At 67.4% G+C, this 23365-nt stretch carries 21 protein-coding genes and 1 pseudogene; 8 read left to right on the forward strand and 14 right to left on the reverse strand.

The window, feature by feature from the left end:
• Positions 1 to 190 precede the first annotated feature (190 nt).
• The 6 genes from ACIBVN_RS56825 to ACIBVN_RS56850 form a co-directional block, all read right to left on the reverse strand.
• Positions 191 to 460 (reverse strand): hypothetical protein, encoded by a 270-nt coding sequence (locus ACIBVN_RS56825; protein WP_397150620.1) that lies wholly within the window; start codon positions 458 to 460, stop codon positions 191 to 193.
• Positions 461 to 662: 202 nt separating this feature from the next.
• Positions 663 to 1250, reverse strand: a complete 588-nt coding sequence (locus ACIBVN_RS56830; protein ID WP_397150622.1) for a TetR/AcrR family transcriptional regulator — start codon at positions 1248 to 1250, stop codon at positions 663 to 665.
• A 10-nt stretch (positions 1251 to 1260) separates the two neighbouring features.
• The gene (locus ACIBVN_RS56835) at positions 1261 to 2100 is read right to left on the reverse strand and encodes an oxidoreductase (RefSeq protein WP_397150624.1); all 840 of its coding nucleotides are present in this window, start codon (positions 2098 to 2100) and stop codon (positions 1261 to 1263) included.
• 446 nt (positions 2101 to 2546) lie between these two features.
• Positions 2547 to 3095, reverse strand: a complete 549-nt coding sequence (locus ACIBVN_RS56840; RefSeq protein ID WP_397150626.1) for a hypothetical protein — start codon at positions 3093 to 3095, stop codon at positions 2547 to 2549.
• Positions 3092 to 4306 (reverse strand): amidohydrolase family protein, encoded by a 1215-nt coding sequence (locus tag ACIBVN_RS56845; RefSeq protein WP_397150628.1) that lies wholly within the window; start codon positions 4304 to 4306, stop codon positions 3092 to 3094. Before ACIBVN_RS56845 ends, ACIBVN_RS56840 begins: the two co-directional genes overlap by 4 nt.
• Positions 4303 to 4725 carry a hypothetical protein gene (locus ACIBVN_RS56850; RefSeq protein WP_397150630.1) on the reverse strand — a complete coding sequence of 141 codons (423 nt, stop codon included), beginning with the start codon at positions 4723 to 4725 and terminating at the stop codon, positions 4303 to 4305. The genes ACIBVN_RS56845 and ACIBVN_RS56850 overlap by 4 nt, the downstream gene beginning before the upstream one ends.
• Before the next feature lie 90 nt (positions 4726 to 4815).
• Between ACIBVN_RS56850 and ACIBVN_RS56855 the strand changes: the two genes are divergently transcribed.
• Complete coding sequence (locus ACIBVN_RS56855; RefSeq protein ID WP_397150632.1) at positions 4816 to 5415, forward strand: TetR/AcrR family transcriptional regulator; 600 nt, start codon at positions 4816 to 4818, stop codon at positions 5413 to 5415.
• A gap of 48 nt (positions 5416 to 5463) precedes the next feature.
• Positions 5464 to 6078 (forward strand): annotated as a pseudogene (locus tag ACIBVN_RS56860) (DUF4158 domain-containing protein); the annotation flags it as partial.
• Positions 6079 to 6417: 339 nt separating this feature from the next.
• On the opposite strand, the gene ACIBVN_RS56865 reads toward ACIBVN_RS56860, so the two are convergent.
• Positions 6418 to 7047, reverse strand: a complete 630-nt coding sequence (locus tag ACIBVN_RS56865; protein WP_397150634.1) for a winged helix-turn-helix transcriptional regulator — start codon at positions 7045 to 7047, stop codon at positions 6418 to 6420.
• A 136-nt stretch (positions 7048 to 7183) separates the two neighbouring features.
• On the opposite strand from ACIBVN_RS56865, the gene ACIBVN_RS56870 reads away from it, so the two are divergent.
• Positions 7184 to 7669 (forward strand): DUF6632 domain-containing protein, encoded by a 486-nt coding sequence (locus tag ACIBVN_RS56870; RefSeq protein WP_397150636.1) that lies wholly within the window; start codon positions 7184 to 7186, stop codon positions 7667 to 7669.
• Between the two features lie 55 nt (positions 7670 to 7724).
• Here ACIBVN_RS56870 and ACIBVN_RS56875 read toward each other — a convergent pair whose 3' ends face one another.
• The 3 genes from ACIBVN_RS56875 to ACIBVN_RS56885 all read right to left on the reverse strand — a co-directional run bounded on the left by ACIBVN_RS56875 (position 7725) and on the right by ACIBVN_RS56885 (position 10340).
• Positions 7725 to 8201 (reverse strand): transposase family protein, encoded by a 477-nt coding sequence (locus ACIBVN_RS56875; protein WP_397150672.1) that lies wholly within the window; start codon positions 8199 to 8201, stop codon positions 7725 to 7727.
• A 7-nt stretch (positions 8202 to 8208) separates the two neighbouring features.
• Positions 8209 to 9435 carry an IS481 family transposase gene (locus ACIBVN_RS56880; protein WP_397150638.1) on the reverse strand — a complete coding sequence of 409 codons (1227 nt, stop codon included), beginning with the start codon at positions 9433 to 9435 and terminating at the stop codon, positions 8209 to 8211.
• Positions 9436 to 9599: 164 nt separating this feature from the next.
• Positions 9600 to 10340 (reverse strand): DUF6223 family protein, encoded by a 741-nt coding sequence (locus ACIBVN_RS56885; protein ID WP_397150640.1) that lies wholly within the window; start codon positions 10338 to 10340, stop codon positions 9600 to 9602.
• On the opposite strand from ACIBVN_RS56885, the gene ACIBVN_RS56890 reads away from it, so the two are divergent.
• The gene (locus ACIBVN_RS56890) at positions 10339 to 10932 is read left to right on the forward strand and encodes a hypothetical protein (RefSeq protein WP_397150642.1); all 594 of its coding nucleotides are present in this window, start codon (positions 10339 to 10341) and stop codon (positions 10930 to 10932) included. The genes ACIBVN_RS56885 and ACIBVN_RS56890 overlap by 2 nt on opposite strands.
• A 501-nt stretch (positions 10933 to 11433) precedes the next feature.
• On the opposite strand, the gene ACIBVN_RS56895 is transcribed toward ACIBVN_RS56890, so the two are convergent.
• On the reverse strand, positions 11434 to 11559 hold the full coding sequence (locus ACIBVN_RS56895) for a hypothetical protein (RefSeq protein ID WP_397150644.1): 126 nt from the start codon (positions 11557 to 11559) through the stop codon (positions 11434 to 11436).
• 203 nt (positions 11560 to 11762) lie between these two features.
• Here ACIBVN_RS56895 and ACIBVN_RS56900 point away from each other — a divergent pair, with 203 nt between their 5' ends.
• The gene (locus ACIBVN_RS56900) at positions 11763 to 13706 is read left to right on the forward strand and encodes a hypothetical protein (protein WP_397150646.1); all 1944 of its coding nucleotides are present in this window, start codon (positions 11763 to 11765) and stop codon (positions 13704 to 13706) included.
• A gap of 426 nt (positions 13707 to 14132) precedes the next feature.
• Here ACIBVN_RS56900 and ACIBVN_RS56905 read toward each other — a convergent pair whose 3' ends face one another.
• Both ACIBVN_RS56905 and ACIBVN_RS56910 read right to left on the reverse strand, forming a co-directional pair.
• Complete coding sequence (locus ACIBVN_RS56905; RefSeq protein ID WP_397150648.1) at positions 14133 to 14753, reverse strand: L-threonylcarbamoyladenylate synthase; 621 nt, start codon at positions 14751 to 14753, stop codon at positions 14133 to 14135.
• An 890-nt stretch (positions 14754 to 15643) separates the two neighbouring features.
• Positions 15644 to 16135, reverse strand: coding sequence for a hypothetical protein (locus ACIBVN_RS56910; RefSeq protein WP_397150650.1), 492 nt, complete (start codon positions 16133 to 16135; stop codon positions 15644 to 15646).
• Between the two features lie 389 nt (positions 16136 to 16524).
• Here ACIBVN_RS56910 and ACIBVN_RS56915 point away from each other — a divergent pair, with 389 nt between their 5' ends.
• Positions 16525 to 17955, forward strand: a complete 1431-nt coding sequence (locus tag ACIBVN_RS56915) for a hypothetical protein (RefSeq protein ID WP_397150652.1) — start codon at positions 16525 to 16527, stop codon at positions 17953 to 17955.
• Positions 17956 to 18017: 62 nt separating this feature from the next.
• Positions 18018 to 19478 carry a hypothetical protein gene (locus ACIBVN_RS56920; RefSeq protein ID WP_397150654.1) on the forward strand — a complete coding sequence of 487 codons (1461 nt, stop codon included), beginning with the start codon at positions 18018 to 18020 and terminating at the stop codon, positions 19476 to 19478.
• A gap of 143 nt (positions 19479 to 19621) precedes the next feature.
• Here the strand turns inward: ACIBVN_RS56920 and ACIBVN_RS56925 are convergent, their stop codons facing one another.
• A complete protein-coding gene (locus ACIBVN_RS56925; RefSeq protein ID WP_397150656.1) occupies positions 19622 to 20287 on the reverse strand; it encodes a M15 family metallopeptidase in 666 nt (221 codons plus the stop codon).
• An 84-nt stretch (positions 20288 to 20371) separates the two neighbouring features.
• On the opposite strand from ACIBVN_RS56925, the gene ACIBVN_RS56930 reads away from it, so the two are divergent.
• On the forward strand, positions 20372 to 23359 hold the full coding sequence (locus ACIBVN_RS56930) for a BTAD domain-containing putative transcriptional regulator (protein WP_397150658.1): 2988 nt from the start codon (positions 20372 to 20374) through the stop codon (positions 23357 to 23359).
• The last annotated feature ends 6 nt before the right edge of the window (positions 23360 to 23365 follow it).

Genomic DNA, 23365 nt, shown 5'->3' on the forward strand with positions numbered 1-23365 from the left:
GAGTTCCTGGCGACCGTGATCACGGGCAACGCCGGCAGCAGGGCGATCTCGGCGACCCGGCCGATGGCGCATCGGGTCTTCGTGAAGCTGGCCGGAAGGAAGGGTGTCACGAGCTGCGTCGGGCAGAGCGGCGTCATCTGATCCGGACCGCTCGGCGCCCGCCGTCGCGAGAGACGGTGGGCGCCGGAGGTCAGGGCGAGGGGTGGGGGAGTTCGAGGTCGGCCGCGATGGGGAAGTGGTCGGAGGCCTCGGTGCCGATGACGGCCACCGAGGTCGTTTTGATGTCGCGAGAGGTCATGACGTAGTCGATGCGCTGGTACGGCCTGCTCACGCTGTAGGTGACGCCGTCGCCCGCACCGGCCACGTCCCAGGCGTCAAGCAGCCCCCGCCAGCCCAGAGGTCTGACCGCGTCCTCGGCCGCCGCCCTGCAAATGCCCCTCGCTCGTGGCCTGTCCGGCAAGGGCGTACCCCAACGCCACACCCGCCACCGCAGATGAACAGCGTCAAGATGGAGTCCGCATCCGAGTTTCTTGACGCCTGTCTGCTGGGCTCTTGGAGCTCATCCTGACAATTCGGGCTGATCAACATGATCGTCCCCGGCCAAATAGGCTGGAGGTCCCCGGCCAGATAGCGCCAGACCTGACAGTTCAGACCCCACGTAATCAACGGAGCCTGCCAGTGTCACTGGCCGGTTGGGTGAGGAGGCCGGTGAGGGCGGCCTTCGCGATAGCCTCCGCCTCGGTGGGTGTGAGGGGGGCGTGGCCGCTGACGAGGCGGAAGATGATGGAGCCGAACAGGACATCCTGGGCGACTTCTACGTCGACGTCGGTGCGTAGTTCACCTCGTTGCACTCCGCGTCGCCACATCTGGCGGATCAGCTCGCGGCGGCCCTCCAGGAAGCGCTGCCGCAGGAGTTCGGCGGCCTCTGGATCGGTGACAGTGGCCGCCAGCAGCTGGGCGTAGACCCGGCCGACCGGACCGGCGTAGAACGCGGCGACGTTGCGTACCTGCTGGGTCAGGTCCTCGCGTGCCGAGCCCGTGTCGGCCACCGGGGTCGCCTCGGCCATGTGCAGGGCGAACGCGTCGATGGCGACGCAGATGCGGTTGGACCAGTGCTTGTAGATGGTCGCCTTGCTCACCCCGGAACGGGCGCTGACGGCGTCGACCGTCGCCGCCGGCAGCCCGCCCTCCGACAGCAGTTCGGCGGCGGCGCGCAGCACCGCCTCCCGCACCCGACGGCTGCGGGGCATGAGATCCTTCTCAGCCGGCATCGTCGTAGGCCGTCGCCACGGCGATTTCGCGCCACTGGTCGAGCTCGGTCTTGACCTGTTGGAGTTTGGCCTCGATGCGGGCGACGCAGTCGGCACCCAGCTGAAGTCGGACCGGCGGATCGCCGGCCCCGGCGATGGAGACGATCGCGGCGGCCGCCTTCGCCGGGTCACCGGCCTGGGCGTGGTTGTTCTTGGTCCGCCAGGCCCGGGTCTGACCGGCGGTCTGCGCGTAGTCCTCGATCACCTGCGCGGTCGTGTGCAGTGAGGAGTCGTCGAGGAAGTCGGTGCGGAAGACGCCGGGCTCGATGATGATCACGTCGATGCCCAGCGGGGCGAGCTCGGCGCGCATCGCCTCGCTCATGCCCTCCACCGCGAACTTCGTTGAACCGTAGATGCCCCACCCCTGTCCGGAGGTGAACCCGCCCACCGAGGTGATGTTCAAGACCCGCCCGGACCGCTGGCGGCGCATCACCGGCAGCACGGCCCGGGTCACCGCCAGCAGGCCGAACACGTTGACGTCGTAGACCGCTCGGACCTCGGCGTCGGATGCCTCCTCCACCGCTCCCAGCAGCCCCCGGCCAGCATTGTTGACCAGCACGTCGATACGGCCGAACGCCTCCACCCCGGCGGCCACGGCCTCCTGGACGGCGGCCTCGTCTGTGACATCCAGGTTCACGGCCAGCAACCGATCACCGGCGTCCGTGAGTTCGGCTTTGACCTGTTCGGCGTTGCGTGCGGTGGCGATCACCGCGTCCCCCTCGGCCAGGGCCTTGCGTGCGATCTCCAGGCCGAACCCGCGCGATGCACCCGTGATGAACCAGATTCTCATGGACACCCTCCGCTAAATGAACTGAACGTTCAGTTTAGCTGATGAGGATCGCTCCCCACACTCGCCCCCGACGGAAGCTGGCTTCTCTTCGGCAGCCAGGCGGCCACGGGCCCCCCATCGCTACTTGTGGCTGGGGTCAGTTTCGGGAATAGGACGCCGAGTTGGTTACGGAATAATCTTCGTTATCTGGCAAAATAGCGACCACCGACGTAGCGTGAGCTGGACGACTGTCGGCCAGCATGGGTGCTTCATTTCCCGGTCGCCTGTATCAAGCTCGGCACCCGCGACCTCGACGACCCCGCATGACGGCGTAGGACCCTGATACTGCTCAGGCCTGCGGCCCCCCTTGGGCTGGCACTACGCGCCCCCGGCCAGGATGGACGCCATGCGGTATCCCGATGCTGGTACGCATGCCGGCCAAGCTCGCCACCGAGCGGACGCTACCTCTACCTAAGCGCGCGGGCGCGGATGGCGGCGAGCATGACGCGGCGGAGGAAACCGCTCCCCGGCCGTATCACCACCCAGTACCGCAGAAATGCCCGCCGCGCGTCCGGACTGGTGGCTTGAACTCGGGTCTCGGTGACGAGCCGGATCCGGCCGTCACCGGCATCCTCCAGCAGAAAGCTGAACGTGGCTTTCGCGTAGCCGGGCCGGTCGAAGGCGCAGAAGGCGTCGGGGCCGTCGACGGAGGCGACGTTCTCGGCCCGGCCCAGGCGCCACCACTGGCCGATCAGGCCCTGCACCACCTCGCGGCCGGGGTCCTCAGCGAGGGGGGTGAAATCGGGCAGGTCGCGTTGGGCGTGTCCGTTCCACACGCGAGAGAGCAGGTTGCGGAGGGCGATCAGCGGCTTGGCGAGACGGAGGTCCGTGGCCTTCAGATTGCTGATGGCGTCCCAAACCCGGTCCCGGGACGCGTTGATCACGATCGAGTGGCGTTCGGCGGCGTCTGGGGTCGGCAAGAGGCGGTGGGCGAGCGTGAGGCGACCTGTCGTCACGTGAGCCTCCATGCGGTTGCGTACGGTGCTAACTGTCCCTGACGCCACACTCCGGCAATCGATCGGGTGGCGGTGATGTCCTCGGCCGGATCACCCTCGACCAGCAGGAGGTCGGCCCGGAGACCGGGGGCGATCCGTCCACGGTCGTCGAGTCCATAGCGGTTCGCGGGCAGGCTGGTGGCCGCCGCCAGCGCCTGGACCGGCGTCAGCCCCGCCATCGTCAGGCACTCCAGCTCTCGATGGAGGCTGGCGCCGTGGACGACGGGAAAAGCGCCGTGTGGCCCGTCGTTGGCGTCGGTGCCCGCCAGCACCACCACGCCGGCCCTGTGCAGCGCCGTCGTCGTCTCGGCCGTGTGAGCGGCGAGCCCCGGCGCGGACGGGAATCCGGGAGGGGTACGGCCGACGGCGGCGCGCAGCTCGGGCGCCAGGCGTGCTCCGATGCGCTCGTCGGCGGCCAGCGACGCCCCAGCCTGATCGTCCAGGGCCTCGAACATGGCGAGGGTGGCCGTCACGAACACCCCTGCCTCCGCCATCCGCGCCGCGAGCCGATCGACCTCGCCGTCGGCGAGGAACATGTGCGTCAGCCCGTCGATGCCCGCCGCCACGGCCATCTCGGCGCCCGCCTGGGTGGTGGCGTGCGCCACAGCCAGCAGCCCCGCCGCATGAGCGGCCTCGACCAGCGCTTGGACCGTGGCCGCATTGAGGCACGGCAGCGGCATCCCCATGGCCGAACCGTCCTCAATGAGGATCTTGAGGTAGTCGGCCCCCTCGGCGACGCGGTCGCGGACGAACGCCACGGCATCTTCGGCCGAGGTCAGCGTCGGGAACGCCCCGAAGACCTCTGCCATGAACTGGCTCGGATGCCCGCCGGGCGCCGTGGCCCCCACCCCGGAGGTACGTAGGTCCGCCGCGTACGGCTTGGCGGCCTCGGCCCGTACCTGACCCAGCACGGACGGCACCGAGAACATGTCCAGCTCGGTCGTCACTCCGAACTGCACCGCCTGCTCCAGCTTCCCGGGAAACGCATGCGTGTGGGCGTCGATCAGCCCGGGAAGGAGTGTGCGACCCTCGCCTTCGACGACCTGCGCGTCGCCCGGCACGTCCACCCGCCCCACACAGGCGATCAGCCCGTCACGCACCAGCACGGATCCGTGCGGCACGATTCCTTCCCCGTCGAAGATCCGCACGTCGCGGATGACCGTGGCGCTCATGCGGTCACCGCCTGACGTTTGCGGGAGGCGACCACCAGCATGACGGCTGGGATCACCCCGAGCACGAACGGCGAGGGCTCGAGCACGGCGGCGCTCGTCAGCGCCCAGAAACCCACGACGACGCCCACATAGGACGGTGGCACCTGGCCACGCCGCCCGTACCCGACGACGAGCGCGCCCACCAGGCCCAGGGGGACGCCGAAGCTTCCCCAGACCATCCAGAACGCTCCCACGTTCGGGGCCAGCATGGCCAGATCGTCGAGGTTGGGCGGGAAGAACCACAGCTCCCCCCGGAACCAGCCCGGGAGGTGATCCGCGCTGAGCAGCGCGGTGGAGGACAGGTGCAGGCAGGCAAGGAGCGCCAGGATCCCGCCCGCCCACACCACGCTCTTTACGGAAACCGAAGTATCGGAACTCATAGTTCCTTTATCGTGAACCCTCGTCCATCCGGGCGCAACGTCGACTGCGTCACATTACGGGTACATCGGTTCCGTAATAGACTGACGCTCATGAACCAACCACTGGGCCGCCCTCGGGAGGGCCGGGTAGACCAGGCCATCGCGGCTGCGGCCCGCGCACTCCTGGCCGAGCAGGGCTATGCCCGGCTCACGGTGGACGCGGTGGCCACCCGCGCCGGAGTGGGCAAGGCCGCGATCTACCGCCGGCACGCCACCAAGCAGGAGATGATCTTCGTGGCGATCATGCACGACCTGGAGCTGACCAGTCCTCCGGACACCGGCTCCCTGGCCACCGACCTGGCCGCAGTGACCCGCGACATCGTCGCCACCCTCGCCACACCCCCACCCGGAGTGGTCCCCGGCCTGCTCGCCGACGTGCACACCGACGAAGCCATAGCCGCCAGGTTCGCCGCCACCTTCGTCGCCGCCGAACGCACTTGCGTCACCGAGATCCTGGACCGAGCGGTCACCCGCGGCGAGCTCCCCCACCGCCCCGACCCCGCAGTGGTACACGCACTGCTCCTCGGCCCCATCTTCGCCTGGCTCTTCCTCCTGCTGGAAGACCGAGAAGCGCTACCCGCCTTCGCCGACACGATCGCCGCCACCGTCACCCAAGTCCTCGACAGCGCCGCCCCGCCCGAGCTCCGGTAATGGCCGGCGTCGTAACCACGGTCGCTCGCCGCGAGCTCGGCATCCGGGAGCGGCCGGCATCGGGCGTTCGTCCGTCGGCGCATGGGGGTGTCGTATGAGGCGTCTCGGGTGCGGCGGGTCGCTGGGGAGGCGATCCGTAAGGTCGTGCAGTCCAAGGACAACCCGGCTGATCTGATCAATGTGGCGTTGGAGGAGTTGGTCCGCGCTCGGTGTGAGCTTCCGGGCTACACCACGCTGGACGCGATGGTCGCGGCGATCCGCGCCGAGGTGAATACCGGGTTCTTCCGGGCGGTGACGGGGCGGCTGGATGCGGCCGCGCGGGCGCGGCTGGCCCGGCTGCTGGTGGTTGATCCGGTCAGCCGGCGCAGCGAGTTCGATCGGCTGAAGGACGTGGCCAAGGCGGCGTCGCTGGGCAAGTTCAAGGAGCGCCTGGCTCTGCTGGGTGATATCGACGCGCTGGGGCCGACCGGGTCGTGGCTGCAGGGCGTGCCGCCGGGCAAGATCGCGCATTTCGCGGGGGAAGCGCGGGTCACCGGCGCGGCCGACATGCGCAAGGTGGGCGAGGACAAGCGGCTGACGCTGCTGCCGCCGTCGTCAGCAGGGTCGGAGCCGCCAGCACCTACAGGGACGGTCTGGTCCTGCAGTGGGCTAATTCCATCCTGAAGTCCCAGGTCACGGGCCTGGCTTGAGGAGGGCTGGGCGTACTCTCCCAGGTGGCAACAGGTGATCACGGCGAGTGATCATCCGTCACGGGTGAAGTGGGGTTCTGGTGGATTCGGCAGCAGTCGATGCCATCCACTGTCCATGATCCGTATCCGAGTAGTTATCCACGGCAATCATCGGAGGTAGGCCGGGCGTCGCTGCCGAAATGGATCGCTGCACGCCGCGCCGAACCGGCCGAGCAGGGCTCGCGCCGCCGGAGCCGGTGCACCTCTTGACAGCCCTGGCGGCCGGGCGTGCGACCGGCTCGAGCGCGCATGTCCAGTCGCACGCCCGCCCCTTTTACCCTTGGCGCGCTGAAAGTTCGGTGATCGGCTCTGGGGGCGGGAAGAGGTGTAGAAAGCGCTCCGCGGTGGCCCGTGGTCCGGTCAGAGTGAGGTCACCTGTGGTGAGGGCGTCGTCGAGGGTGCGGGCGCGGCCGAGCACGGCGGCCAGGGCCTGCGGGCTGGTCTCGATGACCAGGTCCGCCTGTGCCGGGCTGGAGTCGACGCGGGCCAGGTGGAGGCGATCGCGTTCCATCCGCAGCAGGAAATGGTGTTCGCCGAGCCGCAGGCCGACGGTGAGGTGGAGCGCTTCGCCGGCGGCAGGCGCGAACAGGGCCTTCAGTGACAGGGCGGTGGAGTCGGCGCTGAGCGGGGCGTCGTGTGGCAGCGCGGGAGAGCGGCTGCTCCAGCGGGCGAGGTTGGTGACGATGGGCTCCAGTTCAGCGCCCCAACCGGTCAGTTCGTAGATCCAGGAGCCGGCGGGCGGGGAGAGCTTGCGGCGCTGCACGATGCCGGCCTCCGCGAGCTCGCGCAGGCGCTGGGTCAAGATGTCCGCGCTGATCCCCGGCAGCCCGGCGCGCAGGTCCGTGAAACGTTTGGGCCCGAGGATCAGCTCCCGCACAACCAGCAGCGCCCAACGCTCTCCCACGAGTTCGAGAGCGTGCGCAATTGCGCATCCGTCGCCGTAACTCCGCTTGCCCACCATGTTCCCACCCTACCAGCGACAGTCCCTAAATCCATCTTTATAGTTGTTTTTTCCAACTAGAGAGTTGTAGTGTCCGACCATGCAATGGCTACGAGAGAGGCTCGACATGGACGACCACCACATCCAGGACAGAAGGACTCGCGCCCTCGCCGCGTTCCTACGCGTTTACGGCGTACTGTCACTCGCGATCTTCGTGCCGCTCTTCACCGGGTTCATGGTGCAGACGCCCCTGCTGACGGAGGCCGGTGGCCCGCTGAACTGGACGATCTGGAACGACATCAGCTCCGGCCACGACCACGCCCACGTGCCGCCCATGCTGTTCACGATCTACATCGTGTGGGGCGTCTTCCTCCTGGCGGCAGCGCGGAACCCGCTCGCCCACAGGTCGTTCCTGTCCTTCACGATGTGGGCCAACCTGGCCCACGCCCTGCTCATGGTCGCGCAGGCGGCCACGGACCTGGACCGCTACTGGAGCAAGTTCCTGACCGACATCCCCTTCATCCTGATCCTGGCCCTCGGCATCTTCTTCCTCAGGCCCTCCGAGAGGGCGCCGGCCGAGCGATAACCCCGCTTGGGGTACTCGCCCAGATGCTGGCGGGATCATCGCGATTCATCATCTGTCACCGGGTGATCTCGCTGTTGGTCAGCACCAGCAGCGCGCGAAGCAGCATGGTGGCCTGAGCAGGGTTCATGCGAAGCTTGGTGAGGATCCGCCAGTTCTTCAGGTCGGCAAATCCGTGCTCGACCGGGGCACGCTCGCTACTGATCAGCTGGTTGACCTGCTTCTCGGCGGTAGTGAGGGGGTTGGTGTGGGTGGCCTTGCGGCCGGTGATGACGACCGGGTCCTTGGGCTCGTCGTCCAAGCCCACGAAGCCGAGGTCGGCCAGCGCGCCCAGGCCCGCCTCGCGTAACTTCTGAACGAGGTTGTTGTGGCGGGCGGTGGTGATCTCGGAGGACCGGCCTGGCCGGGCGGCGGAGATCCACAGCAGGTTCCCCGCGACATCGGTCAGGGCGAGGAACAGCAGGCCGTGGGTCTTGTGTTTGCCTGAGTAGTTCTTGCGGTCATCGCGGCCGGTCCGGCGTTCGGTGCGGATCAGGGTGCCCCTACGGGTTCGGGGGTTTCGTCGTTTTGGGGTTTGCCTGGGGCTGGTAGTCGCGGGTGGGGTCGATGGTCAGCTCGCGGAGGAGTTCTCCGGTGACGGCGTTGACGACGCGGACGTGCAAGTCGTCGACCAGCAGGATGACGTGGGTTCGGGCGTGGGTTCGTCCCACGCCGATGTGGTGGAGGCGGCCATCCAGGCGCAGGGTGACAACGCCGGAGGGGTCGATGCGGTCGTGGCGCACGCGGGTATGAGTGTCGGCGTCGCGGCTGCCCTCCGGTAGGGCCTTGGGTCGGGCGCTGTAGACGGCTGCGGGGGTGGCCCGGTGGGGCAGGGATCGGTGCGGGCGGTGGTGGTTGTAAGCGTCGCGGAAGCGATCGATGAGTGCCTGCAACTGGGTGAGGGTGGCCGGCTGGCCGGGCTGGGCGGGCAGCCAGTTCTTCATCGTCTGCTGGAAACGCTCCACCTTCCCGCAGGTGGTGGGGTGGTTAGGGGTGGAGTTCTTCTGCCGCACGTGCAGGCGGCGTAGTTCGTGTTCGAAGGCGTTGCGGCCGCCGCGGCCGCCGGCCAGGCGGGTGGTGAAGACCATGCCGTTGTCGGTCAACGTGGAGGCGGGCACCCCATGGACGGCGACGGCCTGGCGGAAGGTGTCGCGCACGATCGGCCCGGTGATGCGGCGCCGGCAGGTGATGTGCAGGGCGTAGCGGGAGTGGTCGTCCAGCCAGGTCAGGATCTCGGCGTCGCTGCCGTCGGCCAGCCGGTGGTGGGTGAAGTCCGCCTGCCAGGTCTCATTCGGCAGCGCCGCTTCGAAGCGGATGTAGGACGAGCGTGGCCGCTTCTTCGGCTCGGGTGTCACCAGGCCATGATGGGTCAGGTAGCGGCTGATCGTGGCCCGCGACACCGTCCGCCGATGGTGCTGTCGCAGATGCCAGGCGATGGTATCGGGACCGGCGTCCAGGCCCTGATCGGTGAGTTCCTTGCGGAGCCGGACGATCAACTCGACGGTGTCGGCGTCGATCGCGGTCGGTGAGGTGTGCGGCCGCCGGGACCGGGGCTCGAACGCCGCCTCGCCCTCGGCCCGATAGCGCGCCACCAGCTTGGACACCCAGCCCTTGGACACCCCGTAGGAGCGGGCGACCTCTGCCTGGGACCGTCTCTCAACGACAACGGCGGTGATGACAACTCTGGCCTTGGACACACCGCCCAGGCTCTTGATCGCGACAGTTGCCATGTCTCGAGACACACCTGGGATCGCCCGGCTCGACGTTCGACGGCGTTGATGTAGAGCTGTCTGCCTGTACGTACATACGTACAAGATCACGAGAAGCGGCCGCCGTGCGATGATCGAGGTGTGTACGGCCATCAGGGCCTCGATCGCGCTTGTATTCGCTGCGGTCAGCCACTCAGCTCGGTGCGGCGGGAGCGGGCCAGAACCAGCCCGCCGAGGACCGCGCCGACCAGCCCAAGCACCAGGGCCAAGGCCGCCCCGAACACTCCGTTGCCGGTGCCGAGACCACCGTCGGCGACAGCCAGTTTCACCGCGCCGTTGAGCCCGCCGGTCAGCCCCACCACCAGGGCCACGATGGCTCGCCTCCTCCCTCCGTTGCCGATACGACGGACGGAGCGCAGCGCCAACCAGCCGATGACCACGCCGCCCAGCGCCACCAGTGCGGCCACACTGGCCCAGATCCGCTCAGGGGTCCCGAGGAAAGTATCAACACCCTGGCCCGCGCATTCTGCCGGCGTCGTACAGACTGGCGAAGCCACCTGGGCGGCAAGCACCAATAGGACGGACATGAGGTTCTCCTCCGCTTCCTGCGACTGGACGTCAGAACTATGTCCGCTGAACCCACCGCCGGTCATCCTGCTGACGAAGGCACCTCTCCCTGCCGCAGACGCCGTATGAGCCGCGAATCTACTACTGCGTCCGCAGTAGGCCCGTACGTCTGTCCGTAACTGGAAAGCTTGCCCTCCATGGCCAGCTTGTGCTGGCAGCCGCCCAGGAGCGGCTCGACATACGTGAACGACCAGCCGAAAGGTTAGCGACTGACGCACCCGGCCGCCGCGGACTTCAACGATGTGGTCCGCGGTGGCCGGGTGCCCACCCTCGACTCGAATCACCCAAGGAGCGTCCATGAGTCTGGAGAGCTTGTCAGCGCATTACGGCCGCCTGCTGCAGGGGGATGGGAGCTGGCTGTCCGAAGGGCTGGCGTGGACCGTCGTCCTGCCGGACGAGGGACAACTGCCACCCGAAGAGGTCGCAACACGCCTGCTCGGTGGAGACGAAGAGCCGTCCCTGACGATCTGCGATGTCGAGGAGGCGAACGAGGCCGGTGTCGCCATTATCGAGCAAGCGGGCAGGGCCACCATGATCGTTGACTTTTCCGGGGCCGGCCGCACATGCGATGACGAGGTTCTGAGCCGGCTCAGCGTCGGTGCTCAGACCTGGCACGTGTCGTGGGAGGTCACTCGGAATTCCAGGTTCAGCTACGCCGCACATGGACAGGTCGCCGTGCAGGTCCCGCATCTGGACCCCGCCTATGCCCTGAGGGCTGACGCCTCTTCCCTCGAGACGGAGCTCACGGCATTGGCACGGACGACCGACGTTCCCTGGCCGGCCACACAGGCCATGGCGCTGGCCATAGTGGAGGCACGTACAGGTGCGCGCCTGGACAGCGCCTGGTTCGAGCGCTCCCACATGGCGGTTTCCGTGGGTGACGAGTGGTGAGCGGCCACAGCTGCTCTCACTGACGCCTGGGACCACGAGCGGATAGTCGGCGGCGTACCCGTCCAGGTCCAGAGACCGCGGCGCTCGCACGACGACCTTCCCCCGGGGCTTCCGCTCATAATCCGTGCGTCGTGGTTCAAGCCCCACCCGCCCTACTCGCTACGACCAGTCCGAACCCCCGCTTGACCTGCCCTGTTGTGCCGGATCGGGGGTTCTTCATGTCCGGCTGTCTCGGCTCACGCCGATCGTTTGCGAGGGGTCTCCCCAATGCGGCCCCACGATCATGGGTCGATGCGGCCGTCCCTCAGCGCCTGGCCGATGCGCTGTCTCGCGATCTCGTCTTGGCCGACGATGCACTTGGCGTAGATCCTGAGAAGGACTTCCACGCTGTGGCCAGCCCATTCGGCTACCTGTGTGGCGGGTACTGCGCCTGCCGAAAACCCCATCCACCGTGTGCGGACGTCCAGGCCGTTTTGGCCGACAGGTACGGGCATGGCGTCGTTACATCAGGTCGCGGCGGCGGCGCAGGACGGTGATCTGGTGCCGCAGGGCGAGAATCTCGACGTCCTTGTCCCGATCGCCCATGGGCGGCGACCGCAACGCGGCGAAAGCGTTCGCGACGGTCAAGTAGGCCAGACGGAGAAGCGCGACTGATCATCATGTCGCACGTCTTCTGCTGGTGGTCGGAGCCCGCGCACGCCACGCGAAGCCCTACATGGCCGTGACCTGGGTGGATGCATTGTCGGCAGGCGCACTGTTGTCCATGTTGACGTCGAGGATGCCGGGCGGGTTGGATCTTGTCTTCGTACTGATGAACGATAGGAAAGAACGTGTCCTTACGATTGGGTCAGCGACTGCTCGCCTGCGCCGCCGCCGTGGTGACCGCGACCGCCATGCTCGTGATCCAGGCCCCGGGTGCCACAGCCGCCGACTCCATGATCGACCTCGGTGTCGACCTCGACTACATGTACGGTTCCGATGTCGTGGCCGCCAACGACAGGGTCTATGCCTCGGTCGACGACCGGATCGTCGCCGCTGACTCCCGTGGTGTCCTCACCGGGACCATCACCGGCCTTGCAGGCGCCAACGGCCTGGCCGTGACGCCCGACGGCACCCGCCTGTACGCGGCCCTGAGGCGCTCGAACGAAGTCGCCGAGATCGCTACCGGCTCCTTCTCCATCACGCGTCGGTTCGATCTGTCGGCGTACCGGTGCCCGCGGCGCCTGGCCTGGTCCAGTGGCCGCCTGTACGTCGGCTACGGTTGCCAATCGGGGGATGGCGGGCTCCTCCGCCTCGACACGACGGCGGCTCAGCCGGAACCGGCTCCGATCATCCCGCGACTCAACAGTTGGCCCGTGGCCGCCGCCGCAGGGTCGACGCTCGTCGTCAGCGCCGACAACGAGACCCTTGTCTACGACACCTCTGGCGCCGATGTCACCCTTCGCGGCAAGCTCGGCCAGCCGTCGTCCATCCTGTCCAGCCAGCCGGACATCACCCTCACACCGGACGGCTCGACCGCGCTAACGTTTACCAGCCCTCCCAGCACGTACGACGCCTGGGACACGACCAGCCTGACCCTCGTCCGCGGCTATGGCACGGGAGGCTCGGCACGAGCCATGGCGATCAGCCAGGACGGCACGTCGGTCCTGGGCGCCGAATATGCCAACGGCGTCAGCAGCGTCAAGGTGTTCGACGCCGCGACAGGCGAGAACACCTTCACCTACGCGGACTCCGATGTGGAGGTGTTCGCGGGCGCCCTGACCACCCTCGGCGACGTCGCCTTCGCCTTGGTGAAGGACGCCTCCGACCGTGTCCACCTGTGGCGGTTGCCGGATGTCGACCTCCCGGCATCCACACTCACGCTGACCGCCCCGTACGCGGTGGACGCGGTCGCACCGCTCACGCTGACAGGTCGACTCGCTCTGGCCGACGGATCGGCGCCCGGCGAGCAGCGGGTCAAGGTAGCCCGCCGCCTCGAATCGCTGGATGGGAACGGCCCCCGCGAACCCGTCGCCGAGGTGACGACCGCCGCCGACGGGACCTTCACCCTCACGGACGCGCTGCCAACCGCCGGTACGTTCAGGTACGAGGCGGTCTGGGACGGCACTGCGGAGCACCGGTGGACCAGAGCGTACACATACGTCACCGCGGCCAAGGTCAAATCTTCGATCAGCCTGAACCTTCCGAGCGCGGCGACCGTCTTCGAACCGCTGACCTTGACCGGCCGGCTCATCCTGGCGAATGGGGCGTCCCCAGGCGAGCAGCGCCTCACCGTGACCCGCAACAGTCCGAACGGCACTCTCCTGACCCTGTCCACGGTGACCGCCGCGGACGGCGCCTTCACCTTCACCGACACCCCACCGCTCGCCGAAAGGCACAGCTACCAGGTGTCCTGGTCCGGCAACGCCACCTACGAACTGAGCTATACGACGCGAAGCGTGCTGGTGGGCAAGGCCCCGACGAGCTTGACCCTCACCGGCCCCGATTCGTCGGTTGCCGACCGGAGCATCGAGTTGAGCGGGACATTGACCGGCCCCAACCTGGATTGGTCTCGCACTCTGATCATCCTGGAACGTACTGTCACCAACAGCGACGACACCGTCACCACCAGGGTGGCCACCACACGGCCGACAGCCCCTGACGGATCGTTCACCTTTGCCGATACGCCCCAGGTGGGCGGTGATTACACCTATACCGTCCGCTGGCTGGGAGACACCACGCACCTGCCCGCTCAGGCCGACCACGCGGTCACGGTGCACGGCCCCGTCGACTAGCTCACGATGTGGGTGTGCGGGCCCCCGCACACCCACCTGGCTCAGGCCGTCACGACCGGCATACCGTGTTGGCCGCAGATCGCCTGGGCGCGCAAGAACGCCCGCCAGGAGGTATCGACGCTTCGGGGAGCTGGGCCGACCCGCCGGCCCCGGAGAATCCGCTGTACGGTCGCCTCGCTCACGCGGTAGCCGAGCCGGACGAGTTCACCGTGCGCCCGGCGATGTCCCCAGATCGGTTTCTCTCGCGCCAGGCGCAGTGCCAAGAGCCGATCTTGCCTGAGCCGCGTCTCAGGTCGACTCCCAGGTCAAGCGCCTTGCGACGACTTCTGAAGCGGTGCACGCGGTCTTCTCGGCCGCGGCCGCGGCCGGCCCCTCAGGCGTCGAACTCGGCCTGGAGATCGCGGTCGGCGAGACCACTGCCGTCGCCTATTCGAACAGGGACGTGTCTCCCGTGCCCCGGCGGAGAATCTCGGGTTCCTCCTGCGAGAAGTCGACGACGGTAGTCGGAGTGGCGCCGCATTCGCCGGAGTCGATGACTGCGTCCACCACGTGGTCGAGCCGCTCCTTGATCTCCCAGCCCTGCGTCGAAGGTTCGGTCTCGTCGGGCAGCAGCAGGGTGCTGGACAGCAGCGGCTCGCCGAGCTCGGCCAGCAGCGCCTGGGTGACGACGTGATCAGGGATGCGGACGCCGACCGTCTTCTTCCGAGGATGCAGCAGCCGCCGCGGCACCTCCTTGGTCGCGGGCAGAATGAACGTGTAACCGCCGGGAGTCGCCGCCTTGACCTGGCGGAACAGCGCATTGCTCAGGTGAACGAACTGGCCGAATTGGGCGAAGTCGCGGCATATCAGGGTGAAGTGGTGGTCGCTGCCAAGGCCGCGGATCTCCCTGATCCGGTCGAGGCCCTCCTTGTTGCCCGGTCGGCATCCGAGGGCATAGCACGAGTCGGTGGGGTAGGCGATGAGCCCGTCCGCCCGCAGGATCTCGGCGATCTGGCTGATCAGGCGAGGCTGGGGATTGTCCGGATGAAGATCGAAGTATCTGGCCACGCCTCGGATCCTAGGGGCCGGCACCATGGCATGACAGGTGGCCCCAGGGCGGTACAGTCTCGCCGTCCGGCAGCGTCTCCCCGAGTCCGCACCAAGGCTCGTGATTCAGGTGGTTGACGTCGGCAAGGAGGTCCAGTCCCCCCGTCCATAGGCCTGGGTAACCACCACATGGCTGTGCCGTACCGGGGGTCGGGATGAGCGGTTCGAGGCTCATCTCATGCTGGGGGAGCGGTAGGCCGATCACCGGCTGGACCGGTCCTTTTCGTGCCAGACGCGACGTCGCCGGTGACCTCGAGTGCAACTGGGCCTCGTGGTGAGCACGCATCACGAACGCCGTCGGCGTCGACGTGCGTTCAAGGCAACATGTCGGGAGGTGTCCGTGGCCATGCAAAAAAGGTGGTTCTGGCCGGTCAGAGGTCCTCGATGTAGCTCGTATTCGAACTGTGGTCACCGGTATCCGGGTGCCGCGCATGAACTCGATCATGGAGAGGGTGGGTGCAGTCATGTCGCCGCGAACTTCTCGACCGGTGCCACACCTTCGTGCCCTGCGCGAGTACGAACGGTTCTACAACCAGCACCGAGCCCATCAGAACGTGCCAGATCCGATCATAGATCCAGGGCGAATCGCCGCCTTGGACATACGCCGAAGAGACCGGCTCGGCGCGGTCCTCCATGCGAGGGGCCCTGGCTCGATTTGTCGAAGGGTCGGGGCGTGACGGTGGCGAGGACACCGCCGCGAACCCCGCGGGCGGGATCAAGCGTCGGAAGGTACTCGCCTGGCTGATCAACGAATACCACTGAGCCGCGTAGAAGCTTCGGAGAACGTGCAGCTCAAACCCAATGCGATGGGCTTTGACGCGGTACAGACCTGAGATCGGAGATTCTGGGCGTCACCTGGAGTGCGGTTGGATGAAGCACACGGCGAGGCCGTCCGCGTTCCCTCCGCCGTAGTCCGACCAGTCCGCGCCACCCGTGTAGCGGTCCCATTCCTTCTTGCTGATCTCAGCGTTGGTGGCGCCGCGGCAAGCGGCACGCGCTGGGTCGGCGACGATTTCGGCAAGGTCGCCCAGATCCCACAAGGACACTCCTCTGTCGGGGCTTCCCATTAGGGCGATGCGGCCGTCGGCGCTGAGCGCGACGGACTCGACCTCCTGTGTGTAGCCCTTCAGAGCGGCCAACTGCGCGGGCCGGGACGGGTCGGTGAGGTCCCAGAGGATCCCCGAACCGCCCGGGCCGGCCAGCAGCGCCGCTGTCCCCGTCGGGGTCAAGGCCATGGCGTACATGTCCGTGAGCGGCACGTCCAGCATGGCCGTGTGGGTGGGGCGTGACCGGTCTTGGAGAGTCCAGACATCGGCCCGGTGGGCGTTGCCGACGAGGAGCATCCGCCCGTCCGCGGCCTGCGGCGCGTCAACGACAGGCTCCGCGCATGTGATCGGCGATCGACCAGCCCGCCAGCCGCCGCGAGCACAGATCCACGACGGTGGCCACGTAGACGAACCGTCCTCCGCCGATGGGCAGGTCTGCTTGGAGGGCATGGCGGCTGACAAGCCGATCGATTGGGAGATCATCGCCCAGCACGCAACCGACCGCGCGTCTTGAAGTCTCTGGAAAGCGAGTTGAAGGGGATTTCCAGCACCGGTCGGCACATTGGCAGGGCCTGGGGGCAAAGGGCCCCTCAACTCTCCGAAAGGCCACGATGCCCAGCAAGTCCGCCCTCGGCCGCCTCCTGGCAGGCCTGGCAGTTGTCGCCACCGCGTTCACCCTTACAGCCGTGGATGCGGTAAGCCTGCCGCAGTCCGCCCATGCCGCAAGCGCTCCCGACGGGAGGATCACCCGATCGGAGGTGCTGGCACGGGCCCAGAACTGGGTTAACCGCAACGTACAGTACAACCTGACCCGCTACCCCAGCACCCTCGTCACCGATGTCGAGGGAGACAACAAGTACGGGCCTGACTGCTCCGGGCTGGTCTCGATGGCCTGGCACATCACGGCCAACTCCGGCAAGGGCGGCAACAGCACCGACGACTTCGCCGGCTGGTCGGGCAAGGTCACCCTGGGGAGCCTGCACGACCTCCTTCCCGGTGACGCGATCCTCCGCGACGGGCATATGGAGCTCTTCGCCCGCTGGAAGAACGAGAGCGATCACTCGAAGGGGGCCTGGACATACTCCCTCAACGGCACTGTCGAGGACGACGGTGACTACCAGGAGGACTGGGCGAAGGGCCCGAGCGCCAACTCCCACGGGCAGGTCGGCGACGAGTCCTGGTCAAGCATGCAGAACTACACCCCCATCAGGTACAAGAACATCGTCGACGACGTCACGCATGTGGTGGCGTTGGGTGTGAATGGTGAGATCTACCACACCATGCGTCGTGCTGATGGCAGCTGGCAGAGCGCGGGCAACGTCGAGGGTCAGGCCGGGTCTTTGCCGGGTGCGGTGACGAATGTTGCCTCGGCCGTGGTGAGTGGCGAACTCCATGTCCTGGCAACGGCGAACGATGAGATCTTCCATGTCACTCGTCACGTCAACGGTTCCTGGTCGGCGTGGGGAAGGGTGGAGGGGCAGGCAGGTGAGGTCGGTGCGCCGACCAGTATCGCGGCTGCCTCGATCGGTGGCGAGCTGGAGATCCTCGCGGTTGCCGGAGGGGTGCTGCGTCACGCGGGGCGTCAGGTGGATGGTTCCTGGTCCAGCTGGGGCAATGTCGAGGGTCAGGCCGGGGAGATCGGTGCGCCGGTCAGTATCGGCGCTACCGGCGTCGGGGGGACGTTGCATGTTGTCGCCGCGGCGGCGGGGGTGGTGCGTCATGTGACGCAGCGGGCCGATGGCGCCTGGTCGAGCTGGGGCAATGTCGAGGGCCAGGCCGGTGAGGTGGGGAACCCGACCAGTGTGGCGGTGGCTGCCACTGGCGGCGTGCTGGAGATCTTGGTCTCCGCCGGAGGGGTGCTGCGTCACGCGGGGCGTCAGGTGGATGGTTCCTGGTCGAGCTGGGGCAATGTCGAGGGTCAGGCCGGTGAGCTCGGTACTCCCGTCAGCGTGGGCGCTGCCTCGGCGGGTAACGGCGTCCTGCACGTCCTGGCTGTGAACAGCGGAGGAACGCCGTATCACGCCACTCAGTCCTCCGGTGGCTCGTGGTCCGGCTGGGGCAACATCGACGGCCAGGTCGACTATCCCGTGGCCATCCAGAAAATCTCCGGCTCCTGATCACTCAACATCGAAACTTGGAACAGCAGATGTTCTCTAAGAGGCGCCCTTCCGGTCGGGTCATGGCGGTACTGACAACCCTCACGTTGGTCGCATTATCCACGCCGGCGCACGCCGCAGATCCAGCCGAGCCCGCGGTAGGCGAGGTATCCGCCGCCTACGCCACCGCTGCCTGCGATTCGCGGGGCACGACGAGCGCGGACTCCGCCACAGCCACCTGGCTGAACGGGGTGCTGAGCGCGAAAATGAAGGGGCACGTTAATGCCTACCGCATCTCCTGCGCCCGCATGGTGGTCGAAGCCGTCCGCGCCCGCGGCCTGGATCGACGCGCGGCGGTCATCGCGATCGCCACCACGATCGTGGAGTCGAGCATCCAGAACGTCGCCGAAGAGGTCGACCACGACAGCCTGGGTCTGTTCCAACAGCGCGCGTCGTGGGGCTCGGCCGCCCAACGACTCAACCCGATCTGGGCGACCAACGCCTTCCTCAACAAGATGATCAGTGAGTACCCGAACAACACCTGGAAGTCCGCGCCCATCGGCGAGGTTTGCCAGACCGTCCAGGTCTCCGCCTACCCCGACCGCTACCAGGTCGAGGCCGGGGACGCCCAGAAGATCGTCGATGCTCTCTGGCCCGCTTCCACGCATGTGGTGGCGTTGGGTGTGAATGGTGAGATCTACCACACCATGCGTCGTGCTGATGGCAGCTGGCAGAGCGCGGGCAACGTCGAGGGTCAGGCCGGGTCTTTGCCGGGTGCGGTGACGAATGTTGCCTCGGCCGTGGTGAGTGGCGAACTCCATGTCCTGGCAACGGCGAACGATGAGATCTTCCATGTCACTCGTCACGTCAACGGTTCCTGGTCGGCGTGGGGAAGGGTGGAGGGGCAGGCAGGTGAGGTCGGTGCGCCGACCAGTATCGCGGCTGCCTCGATCGGTGGCGAGCTGGAGATCCTCGCGGTTGCCGGAGGGGTGCTGCGTCACGCGGGGCGTCAGGTGGATGGTTCCTGGTCCAGCTGGGGCAATGTCGAGGGTCAGGCCGGGGAGATCGGTGCGCCGGTCAGTATCGGCGCTACCGGCGTCGGGGGGACGTTGCATGTTGTCGCCGCGGCGGCGGGGGTGGTGCGTCATGTGACGCAGCGGGCCGATGGCGCCTGGTCGAGCTGGGGCAATGTCGAGGGCCAGGCCGGTGAGGTGGGGAACCCGACCAGTGTGGCGGTGGCTGCCACTGGCGGCGTGCTGGAGATCTTGGTCTCCGCCGGAGGGGTGCTGCGTCACGCGGGGCGTCAGGTGGATGGTTCCTGGTCGAGCTGGGGCAATGTCGAGGGTCAGGCCGGTGAGCTCGGTACTCCCGTCAGCGTGGGCGCTGCCTCGGCGGGTAACGGCGTCCTGCACGTCCTGGCTGTGAACAGCGGAGGAACGCCGTATCACGCCACTCAGTCCTCCGGTGGCTCGTGGTCCGGCTGGGGCAACATCGACGGCCAGGTCGACTATCCCGTGGCCATCCAGAAAATCTCCGGCTCCTGACCTTCCACCTGTGCGGATGGGCCGCACATACCGGATATATACCGCAGCTCGCTAGCCTCCCTGCGTGAAGCAGACAGCGAGCTGGATCCCGGGCCCAAGAAGAACCCCGGGAGCGTCGCGCGACGCTCCCGGGGTTCCGGTGTTTACGAGGGTGACCATTCAACAGGGCCGTAGTGGGCGGCGTGTGCACCCGTGACAAGCGCCCAGTACTTGTCTCCATGAGACCAGTGCCACCACTCAGTGGGGTAGTTGACGAACCCGGCCGTGCTCATGACCCGCCCGAGCAGGTCCCGGTTCGCCCGAATCCGAGGGGAGATCCCTGGGGCATGGGTGTAGCAGGCGCCGTCGCTCTCCTCAGGTCCGGCATTGACCGGTGTGCCCATGTCCATCTCGCCTGTATCAGCATTCAGGAGAGTGATGTCGACAGCTGCCCCGCAGACGTGCGGCGCCACCGACAGGGGTGCGAGCGAGCGACTGGCCTGGACGTACACGAACTCCTCGGTCCAGGCGGGATTGGCGTCTCGCAGTCGCGCGGCGCACCGTGCGAAGTAGTGCTCCTGTAGAGCCACGGGTCGATAACCCTCGACGATCAGCAGTCGCAGCCCGGGCGGAAGAAGGGCCTGAGCTGTCAACAGCCGGTCGACGAGGCCGATACGAAGATGAGCGTAGGCGCCCGTATCGTCCGCCTGGCGATGGTCGAGGGCGAGAGCCGGTACTTTCCTCAGGTCGAAGAGCGACTCCCCGCATTCGACCGAGGGGATCGCGGACACTCGATGATCCGACATCAGGATGGTTGATGTGTTTGCCATAGATCGTGGCCCCTTCATTGACGCGTTTGGTCGAGCATGAAGTGGCGCGCTGGAAATTCTCTTCAAAGCCAGCTGTGAGGTGTCGTGGAATTCCGCCTGCTCGGTCCGGTTGAGGTGTGGGATCAAGGACGGCAGTTGCCCATCGGGGGGCCCAAGCCACGTGCGCTTCTGGCAGGGCTGCTCCTGGGACAGGAGCGTGTGGTCTCGGTCGATCGACTGGTGGATCTGATCTGGTCGGAGGACGCTCCCGACGCGGCCAGGGGCCTGATTCAGACGTATGTGTCCATGATCAGGCGCAAGCTGGGTCCACGAACGATCGAGACACGCTCTCCAGGTTACCTGCTGAGGGTAGGGGCCAATCAGCTAGACCTCCAGCAGTTCGACAGGCTCGTCGCGGAAGGCCGGCGAGCGGCGGCGGAGGGGCAGCGCGAGGAAGCGGCACGAGCGTTCCTGTCGGCCGAAGCGCTGTGGCGGGGCCCGGCGCTTGGCGGGATCGGAGACGTTCTCCAGCAGGAGGCGGCCAGACTCGACGAGTTACGGCTCACCATCGTCGAGGAACGCATCTCGGTGGAACTGCTTCTCGACCGCCACGCCGAACTGGTGCCCACGCTGGCCGCGCTGGTATCCGCCCACCCGACCAAGGAGCGACTGCGCGGTCAGCTGATGACGGCGCTCTACCGGCTGGGACGGTCCGCCGAGGCGCTGGCGCTTTACGAAGACGGGCGCGCCGCTCTGGCCGAGGAACTCGGTATCGATCCTGGTCCTGAGCTGCGTGCCCTGCATCAGGCGATCCTCCGTAGCGATCCAGCACTGTCAAGCCAGGCTTCGCCGTCCCCCAGCCGACCCATCCCGGCTCAGCTCCCACGAGATATACCGGATTTCGCCGGGCGGACCGACACGATAGCGGACCTGAGGCCCCTACTCGGCGGGCAGCGTACGGCGCCGCAGCTGCTTGTGCTGTCCGGCCAGGGCGGCGTCGGAAAGAGCGCCTGTGCCATTCATCTCGCCCATCGGGTCGCCGAGTTCTACCCGGATGGCCAGCTCTTCGCCGATCTTCGCGGGACCAGCGACAATCCGGCGACGGAGCAGGAGGTCCTGGGCCGATTCCTTGGCGCGCTGGGCATCGAGCCCGCCACCCAGCCCGAGTCCCCGCAGGATAGAGGCGATCTCTATCGCAGTCTCCTGGCCAAGCGGCAGGTGCTGGTGCTGCTGGACGACGCCCGAAACGAACAGCAGATCCGTCCCCTGCTACCCGGTGGGGCCGGCTGTGCGGTGCTGATCACCTCACGCCGTCGGCTTGCCGGTGTGGCGGGCGCGCATCTGACGGACCTCGATGTCCTGGACGACGAGGCTGCGCTCGCACTGCTGGGCGCCGTCGCAGGAGCTGGCCGGGTGGCTGCCGAGCCACAAACCGCCCGCGAGATCGTCCGGCTGTGCGGCTCGCTGCCCCTGGCCGTCCGGACGGTGGGAGCCCGGCTGGCCACCCGACGGCACTGGAGTCTGGCCGCCATGGCCGCGAGACTCGCCGACGAGCGCCGGAGACTGGATGAACTCACCGCTGGCGACGTGGAGGTTCGGGCCAGCGTCGGCCTCAGCTACCGGCTCCTGGACGAGCAGGCCAGAACCGCGTTTCGTCGGTTAGGACTACTGGGGGTGCCGTCCTTCACTCCATGGATCCTCGCGCCCCTCCTCGACATTTCACCCGACGACGCCGACGACATCGCCGAACGCCTCGTGGATGCGCAGCTTGTGGACTTCGTCGCGATCGACGCCGTCGGCCAGCCTCGCTACCGGCTCCACGAGCTCGTGCGAGTCTTCGCTCAAGAGTGCGCAGAGGCGGAAGATCCCGAAGCCGAGCGCACAGCCGCTGTCTCACGCGCGCTGCGCACGTGGCTGTGGCTGATCGAGCGGTTCGAGTCTCAGGTCCCGTCCGGCGAGATCACGCTGAGCGGCCACCTGGTTTCCTCCCTGCCCGCCGACGCTCTAGTGGCTGAGCGAGTTGTTGCCAACCCCGGCGCATGGCTAGAGGCCGAGAAGCCCGCTCTCATCGTGGCGGTGGCGCGAGCCGCCGCCATGGGCCTGACCTCCGCCTGTGCTTTGGTCACAGCCCTATCCTTCTCGGAATCCTTCGTCGCCAACCGCTTGGCCGAATGGGGCGTCGTTCACCAGACTGCCTTGGGGGCGGCTCGCCGCACGGGGAACCAGCTGGCCGAGGCGGGCCTTCACGCGGGAATGGGACAGATCTTCTACAGGCTGGATCGCTTCGATCAAGCATGCGAGCATCTTCGTCTGGCGCTGCCTCTCTTCGAGGCGGCCGGTCATGTCCGAGGCAAGGCGGTCGTCCTGGCCAGCTTAGGCAGCGCATATCGGGAGCAGTGCCGGCTCCGAGAAGGTCTGGAGCACCTGACCGCGTCCGCGCTGATCTTCCGGGGTCTTGGTGACGATCTCGCGATCGGTGCGACGGCTCGCATGGCGGCGTCGATCCACCTCGAACTCGGCGAGTACGCGGACACCTGGCCGCTGCTCAGCCAGGCCATCGACGCCTATCGCCGCGCCGGCAGTGACCGTGGGCGGGCGCTCACCCTTCGTACCACGAGCCTGGCCCATCGCGCCCTGGGTGATTACGCCGCGGCGAGCGATCTCAGCAGGCAGGCGTTGGACCTGTTCCGCCGGGCAGGCGACCCCTTGGTGATCGCTTATGGAGTTCAGGCGCTCGTCAAGGCGGAGATCCGGCAGGGGCGCGGAACCGATTACCTGTCGTCGATCGCCGACGCCCTGGAGGTGTGCCGGAGCCATTTCGATCGGTACGGCGAAGCACTCATGCTGCGGACCATCGGAGAAGTTCACCTGGCGCTTGGCCAGCTGGAGCTCGCGGAGGCGCATCTGATGCAGTCGATCGCCATTTCAGAGGAACTCCACACCCCGCTTCCCGCAGCCCGCGCCCGGCGTGATCTAGCCGCACTTTGGCAGGCTCGCGGCGATGCTGCCGAGGCGAAGACACAGCTCATTGAGGCCATGACCACCTTCGCCACGTACGGTGCACGCGAGTATGCGGAGCTGGCACCGCCCTGAGCGGGC

Origin of the sequence: Nonomuraea sp. NPDC049400, assembly GCF_044466425.1 — a bacterium.
In the GTDB taxonomy this organism is placed as follows: domain Bacteria; phylum Actinomycetota; class Actinomycetes; order Streptosporangiales; family Streptosporangiaceae; genus Nonomuraea.

Bases quoted from the DNA above. Each gene is read 5' to 3' on its own strand.
- ACIBVN_RS56830 (WP_397150622.1), bottom strand. From the start codon at position 1,250: ATGCCCCGCAGCCGTCGGGTGCGGGAGGCGGTGCTGCGCGCCGCCGCC.
- ACIBVN_RS56835 (WP_397150624.1), bottom strand. From the start codon at position 2,100: ATGAGAATCTGGTTCATCACGGGTGCATCGCGCGGGTTCGGCCTGGAG.
- ACIBVN_RS56845 (WP_397150628.1), bottom strand. From the start codon at position 4,306: ATGAGCGCCACGGTCATCCGCGACGTGCGGATCTTCGACGGGGAAGGA.
- ACIBVN_RS56850 (WP_397150630.1), bottom strand. From the start codon at position 4,725: ATGAGTTCCGATACTTCGGTTTCCGTAAAGAGCGTGGTGTGGGCGGGC.
- ACIBVN_RS56855 (WP_397150632.1), top strand. From the start codon at position 4,816: ATGAACCAACCACTGGGCCGCCCTCGGGAGGGCCGGGTAGACCAGGCC.
- ACIBVN_RS56870 (WP_397150636.1), top strand. From the start codon at position 7,184: ATGCAATGGCTACGAGAGAGGCTCGACATGGACGACCACCACATCCAG.
- ACIBVN_RS56880 (WP_397150638.1), bottom strand. From the start codon at position 9,435: ATGGCAACTGTCGCGATCAAGAGCCTGGGCGGTGTGTCCAAGGCCAGA.
- ACIBVN_RS56890 (WP_397150642.1), top strand. From the start codon at position 10,339: ATGAGTCTGGAGAGCTTGTCAGCGCATTACGGCCGCCTGCTGCAGGGG.
- ACIBVN_RS56885 (WP_397150640.1), bottom strand. From the start codon at position 10,340: ATGGACGCTCCTTGGGTGATTCGAGTCGAGGGTGGGCACCCGGCCACC.
- ACIBVN_RS56910 (WP_397150650.1), bottom strand. From the start codon at position 16,135: ATGCTCCTCGTCGGCAACGCCCACCGGGCCGATGTCTGGACTCTCCAA.
- ACIBVN_RS56920 (WP_397150654.1), top strand. From the start codon at position 18,018: ATGGCGGTACTGACAACCCTCACGTTGGTCGCATTATCCACGCCGGCG.
- ACIBVN_RS56925 (WP_397150656.1), bottom strand. From the start codon at position 20,287: ATGGCAAACACATCAACCATCCTGATGTCGGATCATCGAGTGTCCGCG.